At 63.6% G+C, this 16888-nt stretch carries 17 protein-coding genes and 1 pseudogene; 7 read left to right on the top strand and 11 right to left on the bottom strand.

Annotation, left to right across the window (positions count from 1 at the left end):
- Positions 1 to 31 precede the first annotated feature (31 nt).
- Positions 32 to 1348 carry an MFS transporter gene (locus V1293_RS24745; RefSeq protein WP_334512995.1) on the bottom strand — a complete coding sequence of 439 codons (1317 nt, stop codon included), beginning with the start codon at positions 1346 to 1348 and terminating at the stop codon, positions 32 to 34.
- Positions 1349 to 1801: 453 nt separating this feature from the next.
- On the opposite strand from V1293_RS24745, the gene V1293_RS24740 reads away from it, so the two are divergent.
- On the top strand, positions 1802 to 2590 hold the full coding sequence (locus V1293_RS24740; protein WP_442894277.1) for an AraC family transcriptional regulator: 789 nt from the start codon (positions 1802 to 1804) through the stop codon (positions 2588 to 2590).
- A 224-nt stretch (positions 2591 to 2814) separates the two neighbouring features.
- Here V1293_RS24740 and V1293_RS24735 read toward each other — a convergent pair whose 3' ends face one another.
- Together V1293_RS24735 and V1293_RS24730 are read right to left on the bottom strand one after the other, a co-directional pair.
- Positions 2815 to 3036: a hypothetical protein gene (locus tag V1293_RS24735; RefSeq protein ID WP_334512991.1), complete on the bottom strand. Its 222-nt coding sequence runs from the start codon at positions 3034 to 3036 to the stop codon at positions 2815 to 2817.
- Between the two features lie 616 nt (positions 3037 to 3652).
- Positions 3653 to 4171: a copper chaperone PCu(A)C gene (locus V1293_RS24730; RefSeq protein WP_334512990.1), complete on the bottom strand. Its 519-nt coding sequence runs from the start codon at positions 4169 to 4171 to the stop codon at positions 3653 to 3655.
- A gap of 388 nt (positions 4172 to 4559) precedes the next feature.
- Between V1293_RS24730 and V1293_RS24725 the strand changes: the two genes are divergently transcribed.
- From V1293_RS24725 to V1293_RS24720, 3 genes are all read left to right on the top strand, one after another.
- Positions 4560 to 5660: a transporter gene (locus V1293_RS24725; protein ID WP_334512988.1), complete on the top strand. Its 1101-nt coding sequence runs from the start codon at positions 4560 to 4562 to the stop codon at positions 5658 to 5660.
- A gap of 73 nt (positions 5661 to 5733) precedes the next feature.
- Entirely contained in the window at positions 5734 to 6015 is a 282-nt protein-coding gene (locus V1293_RS36220) for a type II toxin-antitoxin system RelE family toxin (RefSeq protein WP_442894370.1), read from the top strand.
- Positions 6012 to 6260, top strand: a complete 249-nt coding sequence (locus tag V1293_RS24720; RefSeq protein WP_334512986.1) for a type II toxin-antitoxin system Phd/YefM family antitoxin — start codon at positions 6012 to 6014, stop codon at positions 6258 to 6260. The genes V1293_RS36220 and V1293_RS24720 overlap by 4 nt, the downstream gene beginning before the upstream one ends.
- Positions 6261 to 6423: 163 nt before the next feature.
- On the opposite strand, the gene V1293_RS24715 is transcribed toward V1293_RS24720, so the two are convergent.
- Positions 6424 to 7479, bottom strand: coding sequence for a methyl-accepting chemotaxis protein (locus V1293_RS24715; RefSeq protein ID WP_334512984.1), 1056 nt, complete (start codon positions 7477 to 7479; stop codon positions 6424 to 6426).
- A 139-nt stretch (positions 7480 to 7618) separates the two neighbouring features.
- Positions 7619 to 8068, bottom strand: a pseudogene (locus V1293_RS24710) (cache domain-containing protein); the annotation flags it as partial.
- Positions 8069 to 8333: 265 nt separating this feature from the next.
- On the opposite strand from V1293_RS24710, the gene V1293_RS24705 reads away from it, so the two are divergent.
- Entirely contained in the window at positions 8334 to 8645 is a 312-nt protein-coding gene (locus V1293_RS24705; protein WP_334512982.1) for a hypothetical protein, read from the top strand.
- 14 nt (positions 8646 to 8659) lie between these two features.
- Here the strand turns inward: V1293_RS24705 and V1293_RS24700 are convergent, their stop codons facing one another.
- The 5 genes from V1293_RS24700 to V1293_RS24680 form a co-directional block, all read right to left on the bottom strand.
- Positions 8660 to 9928, bottom strand: a complete 1269-nt coding sequence (locus tag V1293_RS24700; RefSeq protein ID WP_334512981.1) for a serine hydrolase domain-containing protein — start codon at positions 9926 to 9928, stop codon at positions 8660 to 8662.
- A 25-nt stretch (positions 9929 to 9953) separates the two neighbouring features.
- The gene (locus V1293_RS24695) at positions 9954 to 10595 is read right to left on the bottom strand and encodes an aspartate/glutamate racemase family protein (protein ID WP_334512980.1); all 642 of its coding nucleotides are present in this window, start codon (positions 10593 to 10595) and stop codon (positions 9954 to 9956) included.
- A 144-nt stretch (positions 10596 to 10739) separates the two neighbouring features.
- Complete coding sequence (locus tag V1293_RS24690) at positions 10740 to 11753, bottom strand: amino acid ABC transporter substrate-binding protein (protein WP_334512978.1); 1014 nt, start codon at positions 11751 to 11753, stop codon at positions 10740 to 10742.
- Positions 11754 to 11766: 13 nt separating this feature from the next.
- Positions 11767 to 13116: an aspartate aminotransferase family protein gene (locus V1293_RS24685; protein ID WP_334512976.1), complete on the bottom strand. Its 1350-nt coding sequence runs from the start codon at positions 13114 to 13116 to the stop codon at positions 11767 to 11769.
- Between the two features lie 5 nt (positions 13117 to 13121).
- On the bottom strand, positions 13122 to 13997 hold the full coding sequence (locus tag V1293_RS24680; protein WP_334512974.1) for a MurR/RpiR family transcriptional regulator: 876 nt from the start codon (positions 13995 to 13997) through the stop codon (positions 13122 to 13124).
- A 100-nt stretch (positions 13998 to 14097) separates the two neighbouring features.
- On the opposite strand from V1293_RS24680, the gene V1293_RS24675 reads away from it, so the two are divergent.
- Together V1293_RS24675 and V1293_RS24670 are read left to right on the top strand one after the other, a co-directional pair.
- Positions 14098 to 15285, top strand: coding sequence for an amino acid ABC transporter permease (locus V1293_RS24675; protein WP_334512972.1), 1188 nt, complete (start codon positions 14098 to 14100; stop codon positions 15283 to 15285).
- Positions 15286 to 15289: 4 nt separating this feature from the next.
- Complete coding sequence (locus tag V1293_RS24670; protein WP_334512971.1) at positions 15290 to 16411, top strand: amino acid ABC transporter permease; 1122 nt, start codon at positions 15290 to 15292, stop codon at positions 16409 to 16411.
- A gap of 77 nt (positions 16412 to 16488) precedes the next feature.
- Here V1293_RS24670 and V1293_RS24665 read toward each other — a convergent pair whose 3' ends face one another.
- Positions 16489 to 16845: a DUF1428 domain-containing protein gene (locus V1293_RS24665; RefSeq protein WP_334512970.1), complete on the bottom strand. Its 357-nt coding sequence runs from the start codon at positions 16843 to 16845 to the stop codon at positions 16489 to 16491.
- Positions 16846 to 16888: the final 43 nt, after the last annotated feature.

Here is a 16888-nt window from a genome sequence, read left to right as displayed (position 1 = left end):
GGCATACCGGGTCTTGTTGCGGAAGGGTGGATTATCGCAGCGGCTCCGCGTATCGATCCCGCAGCCAGAAGAGGGCGCTGCCGCTGACGATGGCCGCGGCGATCACGTAGAAGGCCGGCGCACGCGCATCGCCGGTCGCTGCCATCAGCCAGGTGACGACCGCAGGCGCAAATCCGCCAATTACTGCAACGAGGTTGTAGACCAATCCGACAGCGGTGGAGCGCACACTTGTCGGGAACAGCTCCGCCAGCACCGAGATGACGGCGCCGCCGTAGATGGCCATCAACACCGCGAAGCCTGATTGCACGGCTGTAAGGAGTGCAAGGCTGGGCCACAATGCGATCACCGCGAAGGCGGGATAGGTCAGCAACAGATATCCCAGCGTCGCGATCTGGAGCATCGGCTTGCGACCGACGCGATCCGAAATTGCAGCAGTGACAGGCGTGAAGACAAACACAAAGCAGTTGGCCACGGCATTTGCAAACAACGCGCCGGTGAAGGGAAGCTGAAGTTGCCGTACGGCAAACGTCGGCATGTAGACAAACAGGACGTAGGCGCTGACGACGTACAGCAACGAAACGCCCGAGGCTATCAGCATAGCCCGACCCTCGCGCCGCAGCCCGTCTGCGATAGCGGCGGCCCCGACCTCGCCGCGCGCCTTCAGGAACACGGCCGGATCGTCCAGTTTCGATCGGATGTAAAGACCGACCGGCGCGATCAGCAATCCAAGCGCGAATGGCCAACGCCAGCCGCCGGATTCGATCTGCGCCGGGGTCATCGATAGGGTGACCACCATCGCGACAACTGCGGCGAGCAGGAAGCCCGCCGGCTGGCCAGCGACCTGCCAGCCTGCATAGAAGCCTCTGCGTCCTTCCGGCGCGCTCTCGACAAGGATCGCTGTCGCGCCGCCCACTTCGCCGCCGCATGAGAAGCCTTGCAGCAGGCGCGCCAGGACAATGAGCAGTGGCGCCCCGATGCCGATCGCCTCATATGTCGGCGCAACTGCAATCAAGCCTGTGCCCAGCGCCATGATGAAGATTGTCAGGGTGAGCGCGGCCTTGCGGCCCACGCGATCGGCATAGATTCCAAGAACCAGGGCGCCGATGGGGCGCATCACCAGCCCAACTCCGAACGTGGCGAGCGACAACAGCAACGAGGTCAGTTCGCTGCCGACAGGAAAAAACAGCTTGGCAATCGTCAGCGCCAGCAATCCGTAGACCAGGAAATCGTACCACTCCAGCGTATTGCCGATGGCCGCTGCGATCACAACGCGCCGGGCATCGTTGAGCGAGGATCTTCCAGACGCATCGATCAGCCGTTGGTTTGCAGCGAGCTCGTTGTGATTCATCTTGTCCTCCTGGACGGCGGCGCCTGAGCAGAGCGGCTTGGTGCCGAAGGGGTTGCGGAGATGAATGCCGATCTTGGCGTCGCGGCATCGAACACCATATGCGGGGCTGCGGCGGCGGGCTTGGGCAGGAACGACAAGGACTTGGGAACAAACGAACAGCGCCGACGTTCCCCGGTTTGCGCGCGGCCGTGTCGCGTGCGCTGATCAGCAAACAGAGGGGCGAGTGCGATGGCCTCTACGGCAAGCGACTTTACGCGCTTTCACTTCTCGACGGAGAATGTTCCGCGAGACCGGTGGCTACCGATGTGGCACGAGGTGTACGGCCGGTCACTGACGCGACGGGTCCTTGCTCCGTTGCCTGATAACTCTTTCCTGCGTGTGGGCATGACGGTTCAAATGCTTGGTCGCGTCCGGGATCATTCCAGCGCGGGCGGAGGTGTTTGCCTGTTGCGGATGAGCGTTTCAGAGGGCGGCACCGCTTTACGAACGCCGGAACTCCTGTCCGACGGCAACGATGACATCATCCTGTATATCCAGGAGTGTGGTCGCCGCATCGTCTCACAGCTCGGCCGGGAGGTAACGGTGGAGCCTGGTGGCGGCGTGCTCACGTCGAACGCAGATGCGAGCACGATCATTCTTCCGCAAGCTACGCGCCTCATCGGCGTAGGGTTGCCACGCAAGCTCATGATGACGTTGGCGCCCGGCCTCGAGGACGCCTTCATGCGGCCGATCCTGCAGAACATGGGCGTCTTGCGGCTACTGTCGGGCTACGTCGGCGTTCTCAGCGGCGAGGAAGCATTGGAGACGGCAGAGTTGCCGCGCGTGGTCGCGACGCACATCCATGATCTCTGCGCGCTCGCGATCGGCGCGACGCGCGATGCGGCCGAGATCGCCATGGGACGCGGCCTGCGCGCGGCCCGGCTGCGCGCGATCAAGGCCGATATCGTTCGAAACCTGCGAGATGGAGATGTCTCGATCACGGCGCTTGCGATCCGCCATCGCGTGACCGGGCGCTATATTCAAAGGCTGTTCGAGAGCGAGGGCACGACGTTGTCGAGATACGTGCTCGGTCAACGTCTTACCCAGGTGCATGGCATGCTCGTAGACCCGCACCAGGCCCATCGTGCGATCAGCACCATCGCCTACGACGTCGGCTTCGGCGATATGTCGACATTCAACCGCGAGTTTCGCCGGCTCTTCGGCGCCACGCCCTCGGACGTTCGCGCGGCGGCGCGAAACTGAACCAGGGCTACGCTTGGCGTGTCCGATCAACAAATCCAGGGTTATGCATAGGCACGCGCACCAAGACAGCCTTTGTGCGCCGAAGCCTTCCGGTCAAACGGCTTGACCGATCAAGTCACCCCGCCCAGGACGGCGAAGGCGCGCAAACGACCGGCCGATCTCATCCCACGCCGCCACAATTCTTAACTCGGGGCGCGTCCGTTTTCGGAGCGCCTGCCGTCAGCTCACGCTGCGCAGCTTGCGGAGTGGATCCGGGTATTGCCGGACGCCGCGGAACAGAAAGCCTCATAATAGGCTTCAAGCTCCGCAACCGCGCGATGCTCCCATTCCCTGGCTTGCGCCAGGAGGGAACAGCTATGAAGCGGCCGGAAGGCCGCGGTTTGGCGGTACAATGACGCGATGGTGCGGTATCGGCGAACGTTTTCCATGATGGCCATGCCGTTCATGCTCGGATCTCCCCTTTCTTTCCCGGACACGAACTTGCGGCAGAACGATTTTCGATTAGTTAGCGGGAGTGGAAGAGAGATCGTGTGGTTTCCGAACGGTTGACGGCGGACCTCATCGGACGGACGCGGCAAGGTGCGGCCACTCGGAGTCCGGAAAGCTCGGCCGGTTCACTCGTCTGCGCGAGCTGTCTGCGGCGAGGCCGAAGAATTCCCGTTCGAACAGACGACATCCGTCGGCAGGAGAGACACACCGCTTCCATCAAGCCCCCACGCGGGCAGCAACGTGCGGGTGCAATATGCCAGCCCGATCCCGAGGAGCGATGCGCACAACATGGTGGCCGCGAACGGCCAGGTCACTCGCCTTCCTGGCGGTGATGGCTGCAGGCTGGCCGCAGTGATGGCTGACATTTGGTTTGGGCTGGACACTGGTCACGATCCTGGCTGGAGAATGAATAGTTCGAAACCAGCCACCGTCGATCGCGATGGTCCGGCGCCGTCCGTCCGGCGCGTGACGCCGAACGGACCGCGAAGCTGCAGCGCGCGGATGCCGTGCGGCCTGTCAAGAGTTTATTCGATGCTCAAGGGCGGGGCCCCTTCCGGGCAACGCGCAAACGCTCTAGTGGTGCTTGTGCGCGGCACCAGCGACGCCACTGACCGCGGCTCCGGGATTTTCCTCGACGTTGTAGACGATCTCGACGGGCCCGGCCTTCTCGAACACCAGCGTGCCCTTGATTTTCTGGCCGAGCTGGAAGGGCTCCTTGAGGCCGAGCAGCACGATACGAAGCGCGCCGGGCTTGAGCTCGATGGTCTTGCCGGGCTTGATCTCGATGCCGTTGGCGAGCGGACGTGTTTTCGTCATGCCGTCCACGTCGACCACCTCGTGCACCTCGATCTGGCCTGCCGCGGGCGAGGCGCCTCCGATCAGGCGATCCGCGGTCTTTCCCTTGTTGGTGATGGTGAGATAGCCGCCCGCAACGTTGGCGTCTTTCGGGGTCGGGCGCGACCAGGGGTGGCCGATGTCGAGGGCGCCGACCTTGAACTCGTGCGCGCCGGCCGCGGTCGCAATGAGCAAACTTGCTGCGACAAAAATGGCCGCGGTGACAAACACAAAGATATCTCTGACGATGGTTGTCATAATTGTCCTACTCCGATACGCGCGCTGGACGGGTAAGGCTGTAGAGAAACAATCAGACGCGATTACGGCTGGTGCTCGCCGTGATTGCGGCTACTGCCGGACGTGATTGCGGCCACCACCTCGCAACGGGAAAAAATCGGAAATACAACCGGCAACCGGGCCGCGCCCCTTTCGCCATTCGCTCACCACACGACAGCCCCACAGACGCCGCGCCCGCGATGACGCCCTCGCTTTTTCGCTTCGCTTCCGTCGCGAGCAGGCCGCGCTTCTCGCATGATCCAGTCAATCTCGCGCCCGATTGCGGTGGCTAATCGTCGGACATCGAGTGTAGGGGGCGTATGTGTGTGCGTATCTTAATCGGCCCGCGGCCGGCGTCTTTTCATCCATCATGCTTTTTCTCTCAGCTTCGGCAGAAGCGCATCATCCCGGCGGCGGCGGCAATACCGGTAGCGGCGGCCCCATCAACACCATCTCGGCCGACACGCTTTCCGAAGGACTGATTGCCGCGTCCGTCCGCTACGAATTCATCCGATTGGGCCAGCTCAGCGACGCCGACCTGCTCGCCGCCGCAGCTAAGGGCACGCACGCGCATTCGATCCGATCGATCGACGCTATCTCGATTTCGTCGGCCTACGGCATCACCAACGACTTCACCGTTGCCGTTCGCGCCGCCGGCATCCGCCGCTCGGATATCCGCGAACCCGGCGAGGACATGTTGAGCGGCGGCCATATGGGCATGATGAATTCGAGCGACATGAACAGCTTGATGAGCCCCGACGGCATCAACCGGCGCGGCAACTCGGCCGGCTTTGGCGATGTGACCATGCTGGGGCAATACCGTTTCCACAACAACGCGCAGACCGGCACGTCGGCCGCCGTGTTGTTTGGCTTCAAGGCGCCGACCGGCAGCACCAGCCAGCGCGACAATTTCGGCCAGCTGTTCGAGGCTGAATTTCAGCCGGGTTCGGGCTCGTGGGACGGCCTGTTCGGCGCCGCCTTCACCAAGCGCACAGGCCGCTGGTCGTTCGACGTCAGCGGCCTCTATTATCTGATCAGCACCGGCACGCAGAACACCAACCTCGGCGACCGCTTCCTGTTCGGCACCGCCGTGTCATATCGCCTGGTCGGCGCCACCGGCTCGTCGAAAGAGGTGGAGCTGCACGAGTACTGCATGCAGCCCCGCAACCAGTTGCAGGAGCACTGCCTCTATCACGCCAACCACGACCACAGCGACATGAAGAAGACGCCCTATACGCTCGACCTCGTTCTCGAACTCAATGGCGAATGGCACGACAAGCAGCGCATCGCCGGCATTCCGGATCCCAATTCGGGCGGCACCACGGTCTACATCTCACCCGGCCTGCGCATGGGCTTCGATCGTTTCTCGGGCTTCGTCTCCGTCGGCGTGCCGGTCATCAACCAGCACAACGGCGTTCAGTCCAAGCCGGATTTTCGCGTGCTTACCGGGATCGGCGCGCGGCTGAATTGAGCCGGAGATCGGTTGGCTGCCGTTTGACGCCTGGGCCAATCTGGCTATAATCTAGCCAGAATGCCTTTTCGCCATTATTCTTGCTCCGGAAGCCGTCGAAGACCTCAGGAGGCTGACGGCGAATGTTCGGACAACGGTGCGGACTGCACTCGATACGCATCTGCGACACGCGCCCGAAAAGGTAAGCCGCAGTCGCATCAAACGGTTACGAGGATTGCGCCGTCCGCAGTATCGGCTGCGGGTGGGAGAAGTCCGCGTGTTCTACGATGTTTCCGGCACGACCGTCGAAGTTTTGGCGATCGTAGCCAAATCGGAGGCTGAGTCATGGCTCGCACAATTCGGAAATCCGGGATGAAGGAAGTCCCCTTGTCCGAAGTTAAGGACGATCTCTCTCGATTCCTTCGTGAGGCAGAGACCCAGGAAATCGTCATAACCCGCCATGGCAAACCCGCGGGCGTGCTGATCGGCTTTGAATCGGAAGACGACTGGTTCGAATACCGTCTCGAACATGACCCACGCTTCCTGCGCCGCATCGAACAGGCGCGCAGCAGCTTGAGCGCTGGACGTGGGGTCAGGCTCGAAGACATTGAGCAGGAATAGCGCGCCTGCCACGTCTCATCGAAGCGGGGCTCCCATCTTCATCGGCTGTGATGGGCGAGCAAAATTTGGCGTCCTGAATAGACGTCAAAACAAGACGGTTAGCTCGCTTGTCAACGGCCGGCGCACCTCGACGGTTGCCTCCGACCGGAAGCTTACGCGGACGTCACGCCGCGCGGATGTTGCCGAGGAATTTTCCGGTTTCGGTCTCGAGCTGCTCGGATTGCGAGGTGAGCTGGGCTGCTGCATTCAAGACGAGGGTCGCGGCAGCGTTGACCTTGCTCGACGCTTCGCGCACGCCCGTGATGTTTTGCATCACCTCCTGGGCGCCTTGTGCCGCCTGCTGCACGCTGCGGGCAATCTCGTTGGTCGCAGCGCCCTGCTCTTCGACAGCGGCCGCAATGGAGCCGGTGATTTCGTTCATCTGCCCGATCGTGGTGCCGATTTCGCGGATGGCGTTGACCGTCGAGCCGGTCGCATCGCGAATTTCCTGGATCTGGCTGGTGATTTCGTCGGTAGCCTTGGCGGTTTGCGACGACAGCGCCTTGACCTCGTTGGCGACCACGGCAAACCCCCTGCCGGCTTCGCCGGCCCGGGCAGCCTCGATGGTCGCGTTCAGGGCCAAAAGGTTGGTCTGACCAGCGATGGTTTGGATCAGCGCCATGACCTCGCCGATTTTTTGCGAGGCCTCGACCAGGCGCCCGACCATGGCCTCGGTCCGGCCGGCCTGCCCGACCGCGTTCTGGGCAATTGACGAAGACTGGGTGACCTGCCGCGAGATCTCCTGGATCGAGGACGACAGTTCCTCCGCCGAAGCCGCAACCGTCTGAACGTTCGATGCGGTCTGCTCGGCTGCGGCCGCGACCCTGGCGCTCTGATCCGTCGTCCCCACCGCGATCGTGGACATTGACGAGGCCGAATCCTGCAGCTCGTCGGCCGCGGTGGCGGTGCCCCGGATCACCCCGCCGATGCTGCGCTCGAAATCGTCGGCGATACGGGCGAGATCCGTCCGTCGCTCCTCGACGGAACGGACCTTCATCGCCTCCTGCTCGGTGCGGAGCCGCGTGGTTTCGACCAGATGATCCCTGAAGACCTGCAGGCTTCGCGCAATCCGGCCGATCTCGTTGGTCCGCGTCGACGAACGGAATGTCGACTGCGAGATTGCCCTTGGCCAGTTCGTCCATGGCCGCGCAGGTTCTGTTGAGGGGGCCGACCAGGCCACGGCCGAGCCAGAAGGCCGCGAAGGCCGCGATAGCCAGCCCGGCTAAGCCGGCGGTCCCGGCCCAGATCATCCGTCGAAAGACGACGGCGTCGATATCGTCGACATAGGCGCCCGCCTGAAGCGCCAAAAGCTTGTCGCCCGCGCCAAAGGCCCCGACATAGGAGACCTTGCGGAGTTCGGCGCCACCGGCCGACCGGGGCGCCAGATACTCGACAAAACCACCGCCGGCGCGCGCCGTCCGCACGATGTCCTGGATCAACAGCTTGCCGCTCTTATCCTTGAAATCCCAGCGGTTGACGTTGATGTATTTGGGGTTGGCATGCACATAGGTGACACCCGCATCCGAGCTGCCGGTACCGTAGACGCCGATATAGTCCGAGTATTCGCCCCAGCGCATGGCGCTGATCGAGGCAAAGGCCATCTGGCGCGCCTTGTCCGGCTCGATCCTGCCGGCCCTGGCCTCGCCCTCATAGTGGGCGAGAACCTTTGTCGCGGCCTCGACGAGATCGCGGACCGTGGTGCGCCGCTCGTCGAGCGTCGCATCGCGCAACACCAGGATCTGCAAGGTGGAGACGGCAAACAGCACCATTGTCAGCGCCGCAATGATCATCGCAAAACGCTGATAGACGGTGAGGTTACGCATGCTGCTCGCCTTCCTGATGGTTGAGGATTTGTACCAATACTACGTTAATCGTTTGTTATCGGGTTGCGCGGATGGTCCGCACCGTCCGATCGCGAATCGGCGCTTGAAATGACCGCGCCGCGGCGACACAATGGCGCCCATCCTTCCAACAAGACGCGCCAATGATCCCCGCACCGTGCGGAATCGCATGGTGCGCCAAGAGTGACCCATAATGGCTGAAGCCGATCTCGACATTTTCATCCGGCAAATCGCAAAAGCGCAGAACAAGAGTCTGATGGCCGCCGTCAAGAAACGGCGCGACCAGATCATGGCCCGCGCGGCCAAGGCCAGGGACAAGGAGACCCGGGATCAGTTCCGGCTGATCGCCAAGAGCACGATGCTGCTCGGCACGGCCGCGGCCAAGCGGCTGCAGAATTCAGCGGAAAACACCGCCGATAGCTACGCCCGGGCGATCAGGAACGCAGCCGAGGAAGCAGCGGCGGCGAAGGCGGCGAAAAAGCCCGCCAGGAAGAAGGACGATTGAAGCGGCGCCCGAGCTCAGGCCGCCCTATGGGCCCGGTAAATACCGCGCTCGAATAGACGATAGACGTTAAGCGCGCGCTGGTCGGCGAACGGCAATATCTGCATCATGATCACGCCTGCGATACGCGAGGCCGGGTCGATCCAGTAGTAGGTATTGTAAAGCCCGGCCCATGTCAGGCTGCCTGCCTTGCGGCCATCAGGCACGGGATCGATGTTGATCATATCGCCAAGCCCCCACCGCAGCCGGACTCCCGGGAAAAAATCGACGTTCTCGGACAATGCCGGATTTGTTGTCTTGAGAATTCCCGCATCGAGGTTGCCGATCTGGTTGGTGGACATCAGCGCGACCGTCTGCGGTCGCAGGATGCTCTTCCCGGCAAGTGCTCCGCCATTCAACAGCGCCTTGAGCAAAGTCAGATAATCCGGCGCTGTGGAATAGATGCCGCCGCCACCGGAAATCACTTTCGGTTCCGCTCGTCTCACCAGAGGCTGCGGCACAAGCGTCCCATTGGCCTTGCGCAGATGCAGACTTGCCTGGCGTGCGCGCTGCTTCTCCGTGAGCGAGAAAGCGGTGTCGTTCATCCCGAGCGGACCCAGGATATGATCACGGAAATAGCGATCGAGACTTTGCCCGCTGACGATTTCAACGAGCCGACCGACCCGGTCGAGACTGCCGCCATAGGCCCACCTGGTGTCCGGATCTGATATCAGCGGCGTGCGGGGCAGCGCTGGATCGCTGCGAGACGCCTTGCCGTAGCGAACGACATTCGTGTCCCAAAGCTGATAGCTAAGCCCGGATGTGTGCGTCAACAGATTGCGTAGTGTGATGGGCTTTCGCGCGGCGCGCAGTTGCGGCGTCCCGTGCGCATCGAAACCATCGAGAACTTGAGGCGACCCAAGCGTCAGATCAATTCTGGCCGCCGGTTCGTCCAGCTTGAGTTTGTCCCGCTCGACGAGCTGCAGCGCTGCGACGGATGTCAGCAATTTGGTCATCGACGCGATACTGAAGACCGTATCGGCCGACATCCTGGCAGCCGTGCCCATGCTTCTCGCGCCAAATGCGCCCTGGTAGATCACCGACTGCTCGGTTGCGGCCATGGCGACAACGCCTGGCACGTCTGCCGCATCGACCCGGGCCCGCAAAATAGCGTCGATTTCCTGGCTACGAGACGGCGTGCGCAGCGGAGCTGCAAGGCCGGGGATGGCTGCGCCGGGGATCAGGCCTGCCGCCGCGACGGCTGCCGTTCGCAACAACGTATCGCGCCGACTGAACCGCACTGTCATCGCGCTCCCCTCAACGCCCTCGAATCTAAGGACGGCCGGCGGCAAGCATTCCCTTCAATTTCAGTACCGCGCTGTCGGGTGTCGTCAGCACCGGGCGCCCGGTTGCCTCGGCGACCCGTTCTGCCGCAGGCGCCATGCTGTATTGCGCCAGCGCGATCAGATCGCAATCGCGTAGATCTTTTGAAGCTTCGACGACCAAACGATCATGCGTCGCACGGTCGCCGCGATCGAGCGCAGTCATGGCGCCCTCCGCCAGTTTCGGCACGAGCTCGATGGACGACGGAAATTCCGGCGGCATCGACGCCAATGTCGGGGGAAACGTCGACAATAAACCGATCTTGCGGCCCTTTGCGACGGCTTGCTCGATCATCGCTTCGTTGGGCTTGAGCACCGGCATCGGCGCGTGCGCGCGGGCGACCGCTTCGATGCACGGGCCGAACGCCGAACAGGTGAACAGAATCGCGTCCGATCCGGTGCCGGCCGCATAGCGCCCAAGCCGGAGAAAGCGCTCGGTCATGGCGTCGGTGAGCCCGCCGTCCCGCGCCAGATCGGCCGACAGGCTGTCGTCGAGCAGGTTCATCAGGCGGGCGTCCGGCCAAAGCCGGGCAAACGAAGCCTCGATCGGCACAATCGAATGCTTCAGGGCGTGGACTAGTGTGATGCGCATGTTGGTCAGTGTGGCCGCGGCGCAGTCTGTGTCAACCCGCTGCGCCGCAATCGCTTTTCGTTTGACGCGTTTTCTTTACGCGAACCGGTGTCCACCCCCGGATCAAGTCCGGGGGCATACTTCGCTCGAAAACGCTATGTAATTTCACTTGAACGGGACCGCGTACATCAGGCCGCCCTTGGCCCAGGTCGCGTTCAGGCCGCGGTCGAGCTTCAGCGGACTTGCCTTGCCGACATTGCGCTCAAAAATCTCGCCGTAATTGCCACCCGCCTTGATCGCCATCAGCATCCACTTGTTGTCGAGGCCGAGCCGCGATCCGAGTTCGCCTGACGTACCGAGCAGCCGCTGGATGGCCGGGACGCTGCTGGACTTCGCCATCTCGTCCGCATTCGCCGCCGTGACGCCGAGTTCTTCCGCCTCGATCAGGCCGTAATGCAGCCAGGCGATGATGTCGGTCCAGACATCGTCGCCGTTGCGGGTGAATGGCCCGAGCGGCTCCTTGCTGATGGTCTGCGGCAGCACCGTGTAGTCGGCCGGATTGGAAGCCGCCGTGGTGACGGCGCCCGCCAGCGCTGAAGCGTCCTGGGTCATGGCATCGCAGCGTCCGCCGAAGAAGGTCTGGTACATGGTGTCGGTGCGGTCGAACACCAGCGGCTTCCATTCGATCCCGTTGGCGCGGCCGTAATCGCCGAGCGTGACTTCGTGGGTCGTGCCCTGCGCGACGCAGACGGTGGCGCCGTTCAGGCCCTTGAGATCCTTCACGCCGGCATCGGCCCTCACGACAAAACCCTGGCCGTCGTAGAAATTGATCGGACCCTGCCGCAACCCGAGCGTCACGCCGCGCAGATAGGTCTGGGTCGAGTTACGATAGAGCACGTCGATTTCGCCCGATTGCAGGGCGGTGAAGCGATTCTGCGCCGTCAGCGCGACGTATCGCACTTTGGTGGCGTCGCCGAGCACGCCGGCCGCCAGAGCGCGGCAATAGTCGACGTCGAGCCCCTTGTAGTTGCCTTGCGAGTCCGGCGTCGAGAAGCCGGCAAAACCGGCGCTGACGCCGCACACCAGCGTGCCGCGCTGCTTGACCGTATCAAGCGTGGCGGCCTGCGCCGTCAGGCACGACGCGGCAAGCAAGCCTGTAGCGATGACGATCCTGTTCATACTGCTTCTCCTGCTAATGACCCACACTCTTCAAGGCCAGGTCGACGGCCTGACCCAGGCGGTCGACGATCATGTCGATATCGTCCACTGTCGCGATATAGGGCGGCGCGAGCAGGACATGATCGCCGCTGCGGCCATCGACGGTCCCGCCCGCGGGATAACAGCCAAGGCCGCCTTCGAACGCGATCGCCTTGATCCGCTGGTTCAATTTCAGCCCCGGATCGAACGGGGTGCGGGTGGCGCGATCGGCGACGAGTTCGATGGCCTGGAACAGGCCGCGACCCCTGATGTCGCCGACATGCCGGTGATTACCAAAACGCTCGGTCAGCCGCCGCTCGAGTTGACTGCCGAGGGTCTTGACCCTGTCGAGCAATTGCTCGTCATCGATCACCCGCTGCACCTCGAGCGCCGCGGCGCAGGCCAGCGGGTGCGCCAGATAGGTATGGCCGTGCTGAAATGCGCCCGAACCGTCGCGGATGACATCGACGATGCGCGTGCTCGCAAGCATGGCGCCGATCGGCTGGTAGCCACCGCCCAGTCCCTTGGCGATCGCCTGGATGTCGGGCGCGATGCCTTCCTGCTCCCAGGCGTGGCGCGTGCCGGTGCGGCCCATGCCGCACATCACCTCGTCGAGGAGGACGAGCGCGCCGTGCCGATCGCAGATCTCGCGGACGGCGCGGAAATATCCCTCCGGCGCCGGTACGCAGCCGGCGGTCGCGCCCACAACAGGCTCGGCGATGAACGCCGCCACCGTGTTGGGGCCAAGACGCTGGAACTCCGCTTCCAGTTCGGCCGCCAGCCGTGTCACAAAATCCGTCTCGGATTCGCTGTCGCTTTTTTCGTGATAGGCGAAGGCCGGCGTCACATGGCTGAAGGCCGACGACAACAGCGGGGCATAGGGCTCGCGGCGCCAGGCGTTGCCGCCGGCAGCCAGCGCACCCAGCGTATTGCCGTGATAGCTCTGGCGCCGCGCGATGAAGTGCCGGCGTTGCGGCTGGCCGACCTCGATAAAATACTGCCGCGCCAGCTTGATGCCGGCCTCGATCGCTTCCGAACCGCCGCTGACGAGATAGGCGTAGCCAAGCCCGCCGGGCTCGTGGCCCACGAGCTTGTCGGCCAGCGCCTCGGCCGGCTCCGACGAGAAAAAGCTGGTGTGGGCATAAGCGAGCTTCGACGCCTGCCGCGACATCGCCTCGAGCACGCGTGGATGCTGGTGGCCGAGACAGGAGACGGCGGCGCCGCCGGACGCATCGAGAATCCGCTGGCCGTTCTCGCCAATCAGCCAGACGCCCTCGCCGCCGATCGCCTTGGGCGGGGTTTCACGCAGGCTTCGATGCAGCACCCGACTCTTGCTGACGCCCATGACGGTCAACCCTCCTCGGCGACATATTGCGACATTGCGGCCAGCCGGCCTTCGGTCTCCTCAAGGCGGCGCTTTGCCTTGGCGCCGCCCAGCACGAAGGTGACCGCGGCCAGCGACTGCGCAATCGCAATGGCGCCGGTCAGGCTCGGGAAGAATCCGGGCGATGCGGCGGCTTCATAGAGCAGCAGATGATCGGCGCCCTCCGCCATCGGCGCGTGGATCGCGTCGGCAATGGCGACCAGCGTGGCGCCGGAATCATGCGTCGCGCGCGCCGACAGCACGCTGGCCCTTGAATAGGGCGCAAAGCCAATGACCACGACCGCATCGCCGCGCTGGAAGGCGCCGAGGTCGAGATCCTCCGGTCCGCAGCCGCCGACCAGTTGCACCTCGTCGGGGCGGAACAAGCGGAGCTGATAATTGAGCAACTCAGCCACGCTGCGGCAGCTTCGAAAGCCGGCGATCCAGATTCGCCGCGCGGCATGCAAGGCCTTGGCGGCTTCGGCCACGGAACTCGTGGAAATGCGCGCAAGGCCTGCCGACTCGGCTTCCAGCTTGTCGGCGACCAACGAGATTTCGGCGCGCGGTCCCTTGCCGCCGGCCCGGGTACGGGCCGAGAACGGCTGGGCTTGCGCCGGCCGGCGCGCCTCGGTCAGCGCGGCGCGCAACTTGTCCCACCCGGAATAGCCCAGCGCCTTTGCCAGGCGTGTGAAGGCGGCGGGATCGGCGCCGGCCTCGGCGGCCAGATCGCGCATCGAACGCGTGGTGGCGTCGTAATCATTGGCGGCGACGAAGCGCCCAACCTGCTGCAGCCGCGCCGGAAGCGACGGCAAGGCACTGCATAATTCGCTGAGCGGCGAGGATTTCGGCTGGAGCTGCGCCATGAAACAAATGTTGCACATAACTCATTTTAGTGCAACATTTGAAATGCGTCCTTCGGGGCGCATGGCCGAAGATCGCTGTCGCCAGAAGGATCCTTGTGCTGTGACGACATCCACGCCCGACCTCCGACGCCGCAGGCGGCTGCGCTTCTCGCTGAATCGCCAGCAGCTTGTCGGCCTTGCCTGGCAAATCCTGGTGGTCGGGATCGCCGTCGCGATCGTCGGCTGGCTGTGGTCGAACGCCCTTCACAATCTGTCGGCACGCCGGATTTCGACCGGCTTCGCGTTTCTCAGCCGCGAGGCCGGGATGCCGATCGCGGACAGCTGGCTCGCCTACAGCCCGAAGGACCCTTACGTCCGGGCCTTCATCGTCGGCATCGTCAATACGTTCCGCGTCGCCGTGATCGGCATCGTGCTGGCGACCGTGATCGGCACGCTGATCGGCATCGCGCGGCTGTCCTCGAACTGGCTGCTGTCGCGGCTCGCCGCCGTCTATGTCGAACTGCTCCGCGACATTCCCCTGCTGCTGCAACTGCTGTTCTGGTACGTGCTGATGCAGGGCCTGCCGGCGGCGCGGGCCGCATGGAAGCCGATCGAGGGAGTTTTTCTGTCCAACCGGGGCCTGGTGCTTCCATCGGTCCCGATTGCGGAGGCAAATCTCTGGGTGATCGCGGCCGTCGTCGCCGGGCTGATGGCGCTATACGTGCTGCGGCGGCAATTGATGGCGCGGCAAATGGCCGACGGCAAGGTGCGGCATCTGTGGCCGTACGCTTTGGCCTTGCTCGTGGGAGTGCCGGCGCTGGTGTCGCTTGGCTTGGGCGCGTCCTGGACCATCACGCTGCCGGAGCTGCGCGGCTTCAATTTCGTCGGCGGGCTGACGCTGTCGCCGGAATATTTCGCGCTGCTGATCGCGCTCGTCACCTACACTTCAGCCTTTATCGCCGAAATCGTCCGCAGCGGCATCCAGTCCGTTCCCATTGGCCAATGGGATGCGGCCAACGCGCTCGGCCTGCGCCGGAGTTTTGTGCTGCAGCGCATCGTGCTGCCGCAGGCGCTGCGCGTCATCATTCCGCCGATGACCAGCCAGTACCTCAACCTCACCAAGAATTCCTCGCTGGCGGTCGCGGTCGGCTACCAGGACGTGGTGTCGATCGCCAACACGACGCTAAACCAGACCGGTCAGGCGATCGAAGCCATCGCGCTCATCATGATGGTGTTCCTGACGATCAGCCTTGGCATCAGCCTGTTCATGAACTGGTACAATGCGCGCATCGCGCTGGTGGAGCGCTGATCCGATGACGTCGATTACTGATGCGCCGCAAAATCCGCTGCCGTTCAACAGCGCGCGATCGCGCAAGGTCCCCGGCGGACGCGCCGTCCGCTGGCTGCGCGCCAACCTGTTCGCCTCGGTCACGTCCTCGGTCATCTCGCTGCTGCTGATCATGCTGCTCGGCAAGGCGCTGGTGAGCCTCGTGCAATGGGGCTACTGGAATGCGATCTGGTCGGTGCCCGGCGACCAGACCGGCGCGTGCCGGTCGATCCGCGGGCTCGGCGCCTGCTGGGCCGTGATCCCCGAAAAATACCGCTTCATCCTGTTCGGCACCTATCCGTTCAGCGAACAATGGCGGCCGGCGCTGGTGTGCCTGGCGTTCATTGCGCTGTTCGTTGTGTCGAGCCGGCGGAGCTGGTGGCGCAAGGAACTGGTGGCGGTGTGGGCGGCCGCACTGGTGCTGATCGGCGTGCTGATGTGGGGCGGCATCTTGGGATTGACCTACGTGTCGCAGGACCGCTGGGGCGGGCTGCCGGTGACGCTGATCCTTGCGACATTCGGGCTCGCCTTCGGCTTTCCGCTCGGCATTGTCGTGGCGCTGGGCCGCCGCTCAAAACTTCCCGCGATCCGATCGCTCTGCGTGCTCTATGTCGAGCTGATCCGCGGCGTTCCCCTGATCAGCCTGCTGTTCATGGCCAGCGTGATGTTTCCGCTGTTCATGCCCGATGGCGTCAACATCGACAAATTGCTGCGGGCGCAGATCGCGTTCGTGCTGTACGCGGGCGCGTATCTCGCCGAAGTCGTCCGCGGCGGGCTGCAGGCCGTACCCAGAGGGCAGCACGACGCCGCCGACGCGCTCGGGCTTTCCTACTGGAAGAAGAACGGCCTGATCATCCTGCCGCAGGCGATCCGCCACGTGATTCCGCCGCTGGTGAACACGTTCATCGCCTTCTTCAAGGATACCAGCCTGGTGCTGATCATCGGCATCTTCGACCTGCTGACGACGGCCAAGACATCGATCATCGACCCCGCATGGCAGCCGTTCAGCATCGAAGTCTACGTGTTCGTGGGGCTGATCTATTTCGTCTTCTGCTTTGCCATGTCCCGCTATAGCCGACAACTCGAGACGCAGGCACGCCCGAACTGACGGCGAAGCCTGGCGCCGGCGCTGACGGCGCCTGATGACCGACGACGATCAGCGCCGCGCGCCGCGACGATTACGAGCTACACTTTCACCAGGCTCTCGAACCCGCCATAGATCAGCCGCTTGCCGTCGAACGGCGGCGGGCCGTCGGTCATCTCTTTGAGCCGTGGGTCTGCCATCACCTTGGCGTTGATCTTGTCGCGCTGGGCGCGCGACTTGTAGGTGATCCAGGCGAACACGACGGTTTCGCCCGGCTTGAGCTTGACGCTGCGCGGGAACGAGGTGAGCTTGCCGACCTTGACGTCGTCGGCGACCCATTCGCGGTAATCCAGCGCGCCGTACTCGCGCCAGACCTTGCCGCACTTCTTCGAAAGACGGACATAGGCCTCGAGTTTCTTCTTCGGCACGGCGACGATGAAGCCATCGACGTAAGGCATGGGGGAGTTTCCTCTTGTTCTCCGGCGTCATTGCGAGCGGGCT

Origin of the sequence: Bradyrhizobium sp. AZCC 1693, from assembly GCF_036924745.1 — a bacterium.
GTDB lineage: Bacteria > Pseudomonadota > Alphaproteobacteria > Rhizobiales > Xanthobacteraceae > Bradyrhizobium.
The sequence above is the reverse complement of the archived record's forward strand: the minus strand, read 5'-3'. Positions and strand labels throughout refer to the sequence as shown.

Coding starts and splice junctions, on each gene's coding strand:
- V1293_RS24685 (WP_334512976.1), bottom strand. CDS start 13,116: ATGGGCGTCAGCAAGAGTCGGGTGCTGCATCGAAGCCTGCGTGAAACC.
- V1293_RS24720 (WP_334512986.1), top strand. CDS start 6,012: ATGAAGGAAGTCCCCTTGTCCGAAGTTAAGGACGATCTCTCTCGATTC.
- V1293_RS24700 (WP_334512981.1), bottom strand. CDS start 9,928: ATGACAGTGCGGTTCAGTCGGCGCGATACGTTGTTGCGAACGGCAGCC.
- V1293_RS24725 (WP_334512988.1), top strand. CDS start 4,560: ATGCTTTTTCTCTCAGCTTCGGCAGAAGCGCATCATCCCGGCGGCGGC.
- V1293_RS24740 (WP_442894277.1), top strand. CDS start 1,802: ATGAGCGTTTCAGAGGGCGGCACCGCTTTACGAACGCCGGAACTCCTG.
- V1293_RS24690 (WP_334512978.1), bottom strand. CDS start 11,753: ATGAACAGGATCGTCATCGCTACAGGCTTGCTTGCCGCGTCGTGCCTG.
- V1293_RS24735 (WP_334512991.1), bottom strand. CDS start 3,036: ATGAACGGCATGGCCATCATGGAAAACGTTCGCCGATACCGCACCATC.
- V1293_RS24695 (WP_334512980.1), bottom strand. CDS start 10,595: ATGCGCATCACACTAGTCCACGCCCTGAAGCATTCGATTGTGCCGATC.
- V1293_RS24730 (WP_334512990.1), bottom strand. CDS start 4,171: ATGACAACCATCGTCAGAGATATCTTTGTGTTTGTCACCGCGGCCATT.
- V1293_RS24745 (WP_334512995.1), bottom strand. CDS start 1,348: ATGAATCACAACGAGCTCGCTGCAAACCAACGGCTGATCGATGCGTCT.
- V1293_RS24670 (WP_334512971.1), top strand. CDS start 15,290: ATGACGTCGATTACTGATGCGCCGCAAAATCCGCTGCCGTTCAACAGC.
- V1293_RS24705 (WP_334512982.1), top strand. CDS start 8,334: ATGGCTGAAGCCGATCTCGACATTTTCATCCGGCAAATCGCAAAAGCG.
- V1293_RS24665 (WP_334512970.1), bottom strand. CDS start 16,845: ATGCCTTACGTCGATGGCTTCATCGTCGCCGTGCCGAAGAAGAAACTC.
- V1293_RS24680 (WP_334512974.1), bottom strand. CDS start 13,997: ATGGCGCAGCTCCAGCCGAAATCCTCGCCGCTCAGCGAATTATGCAGT.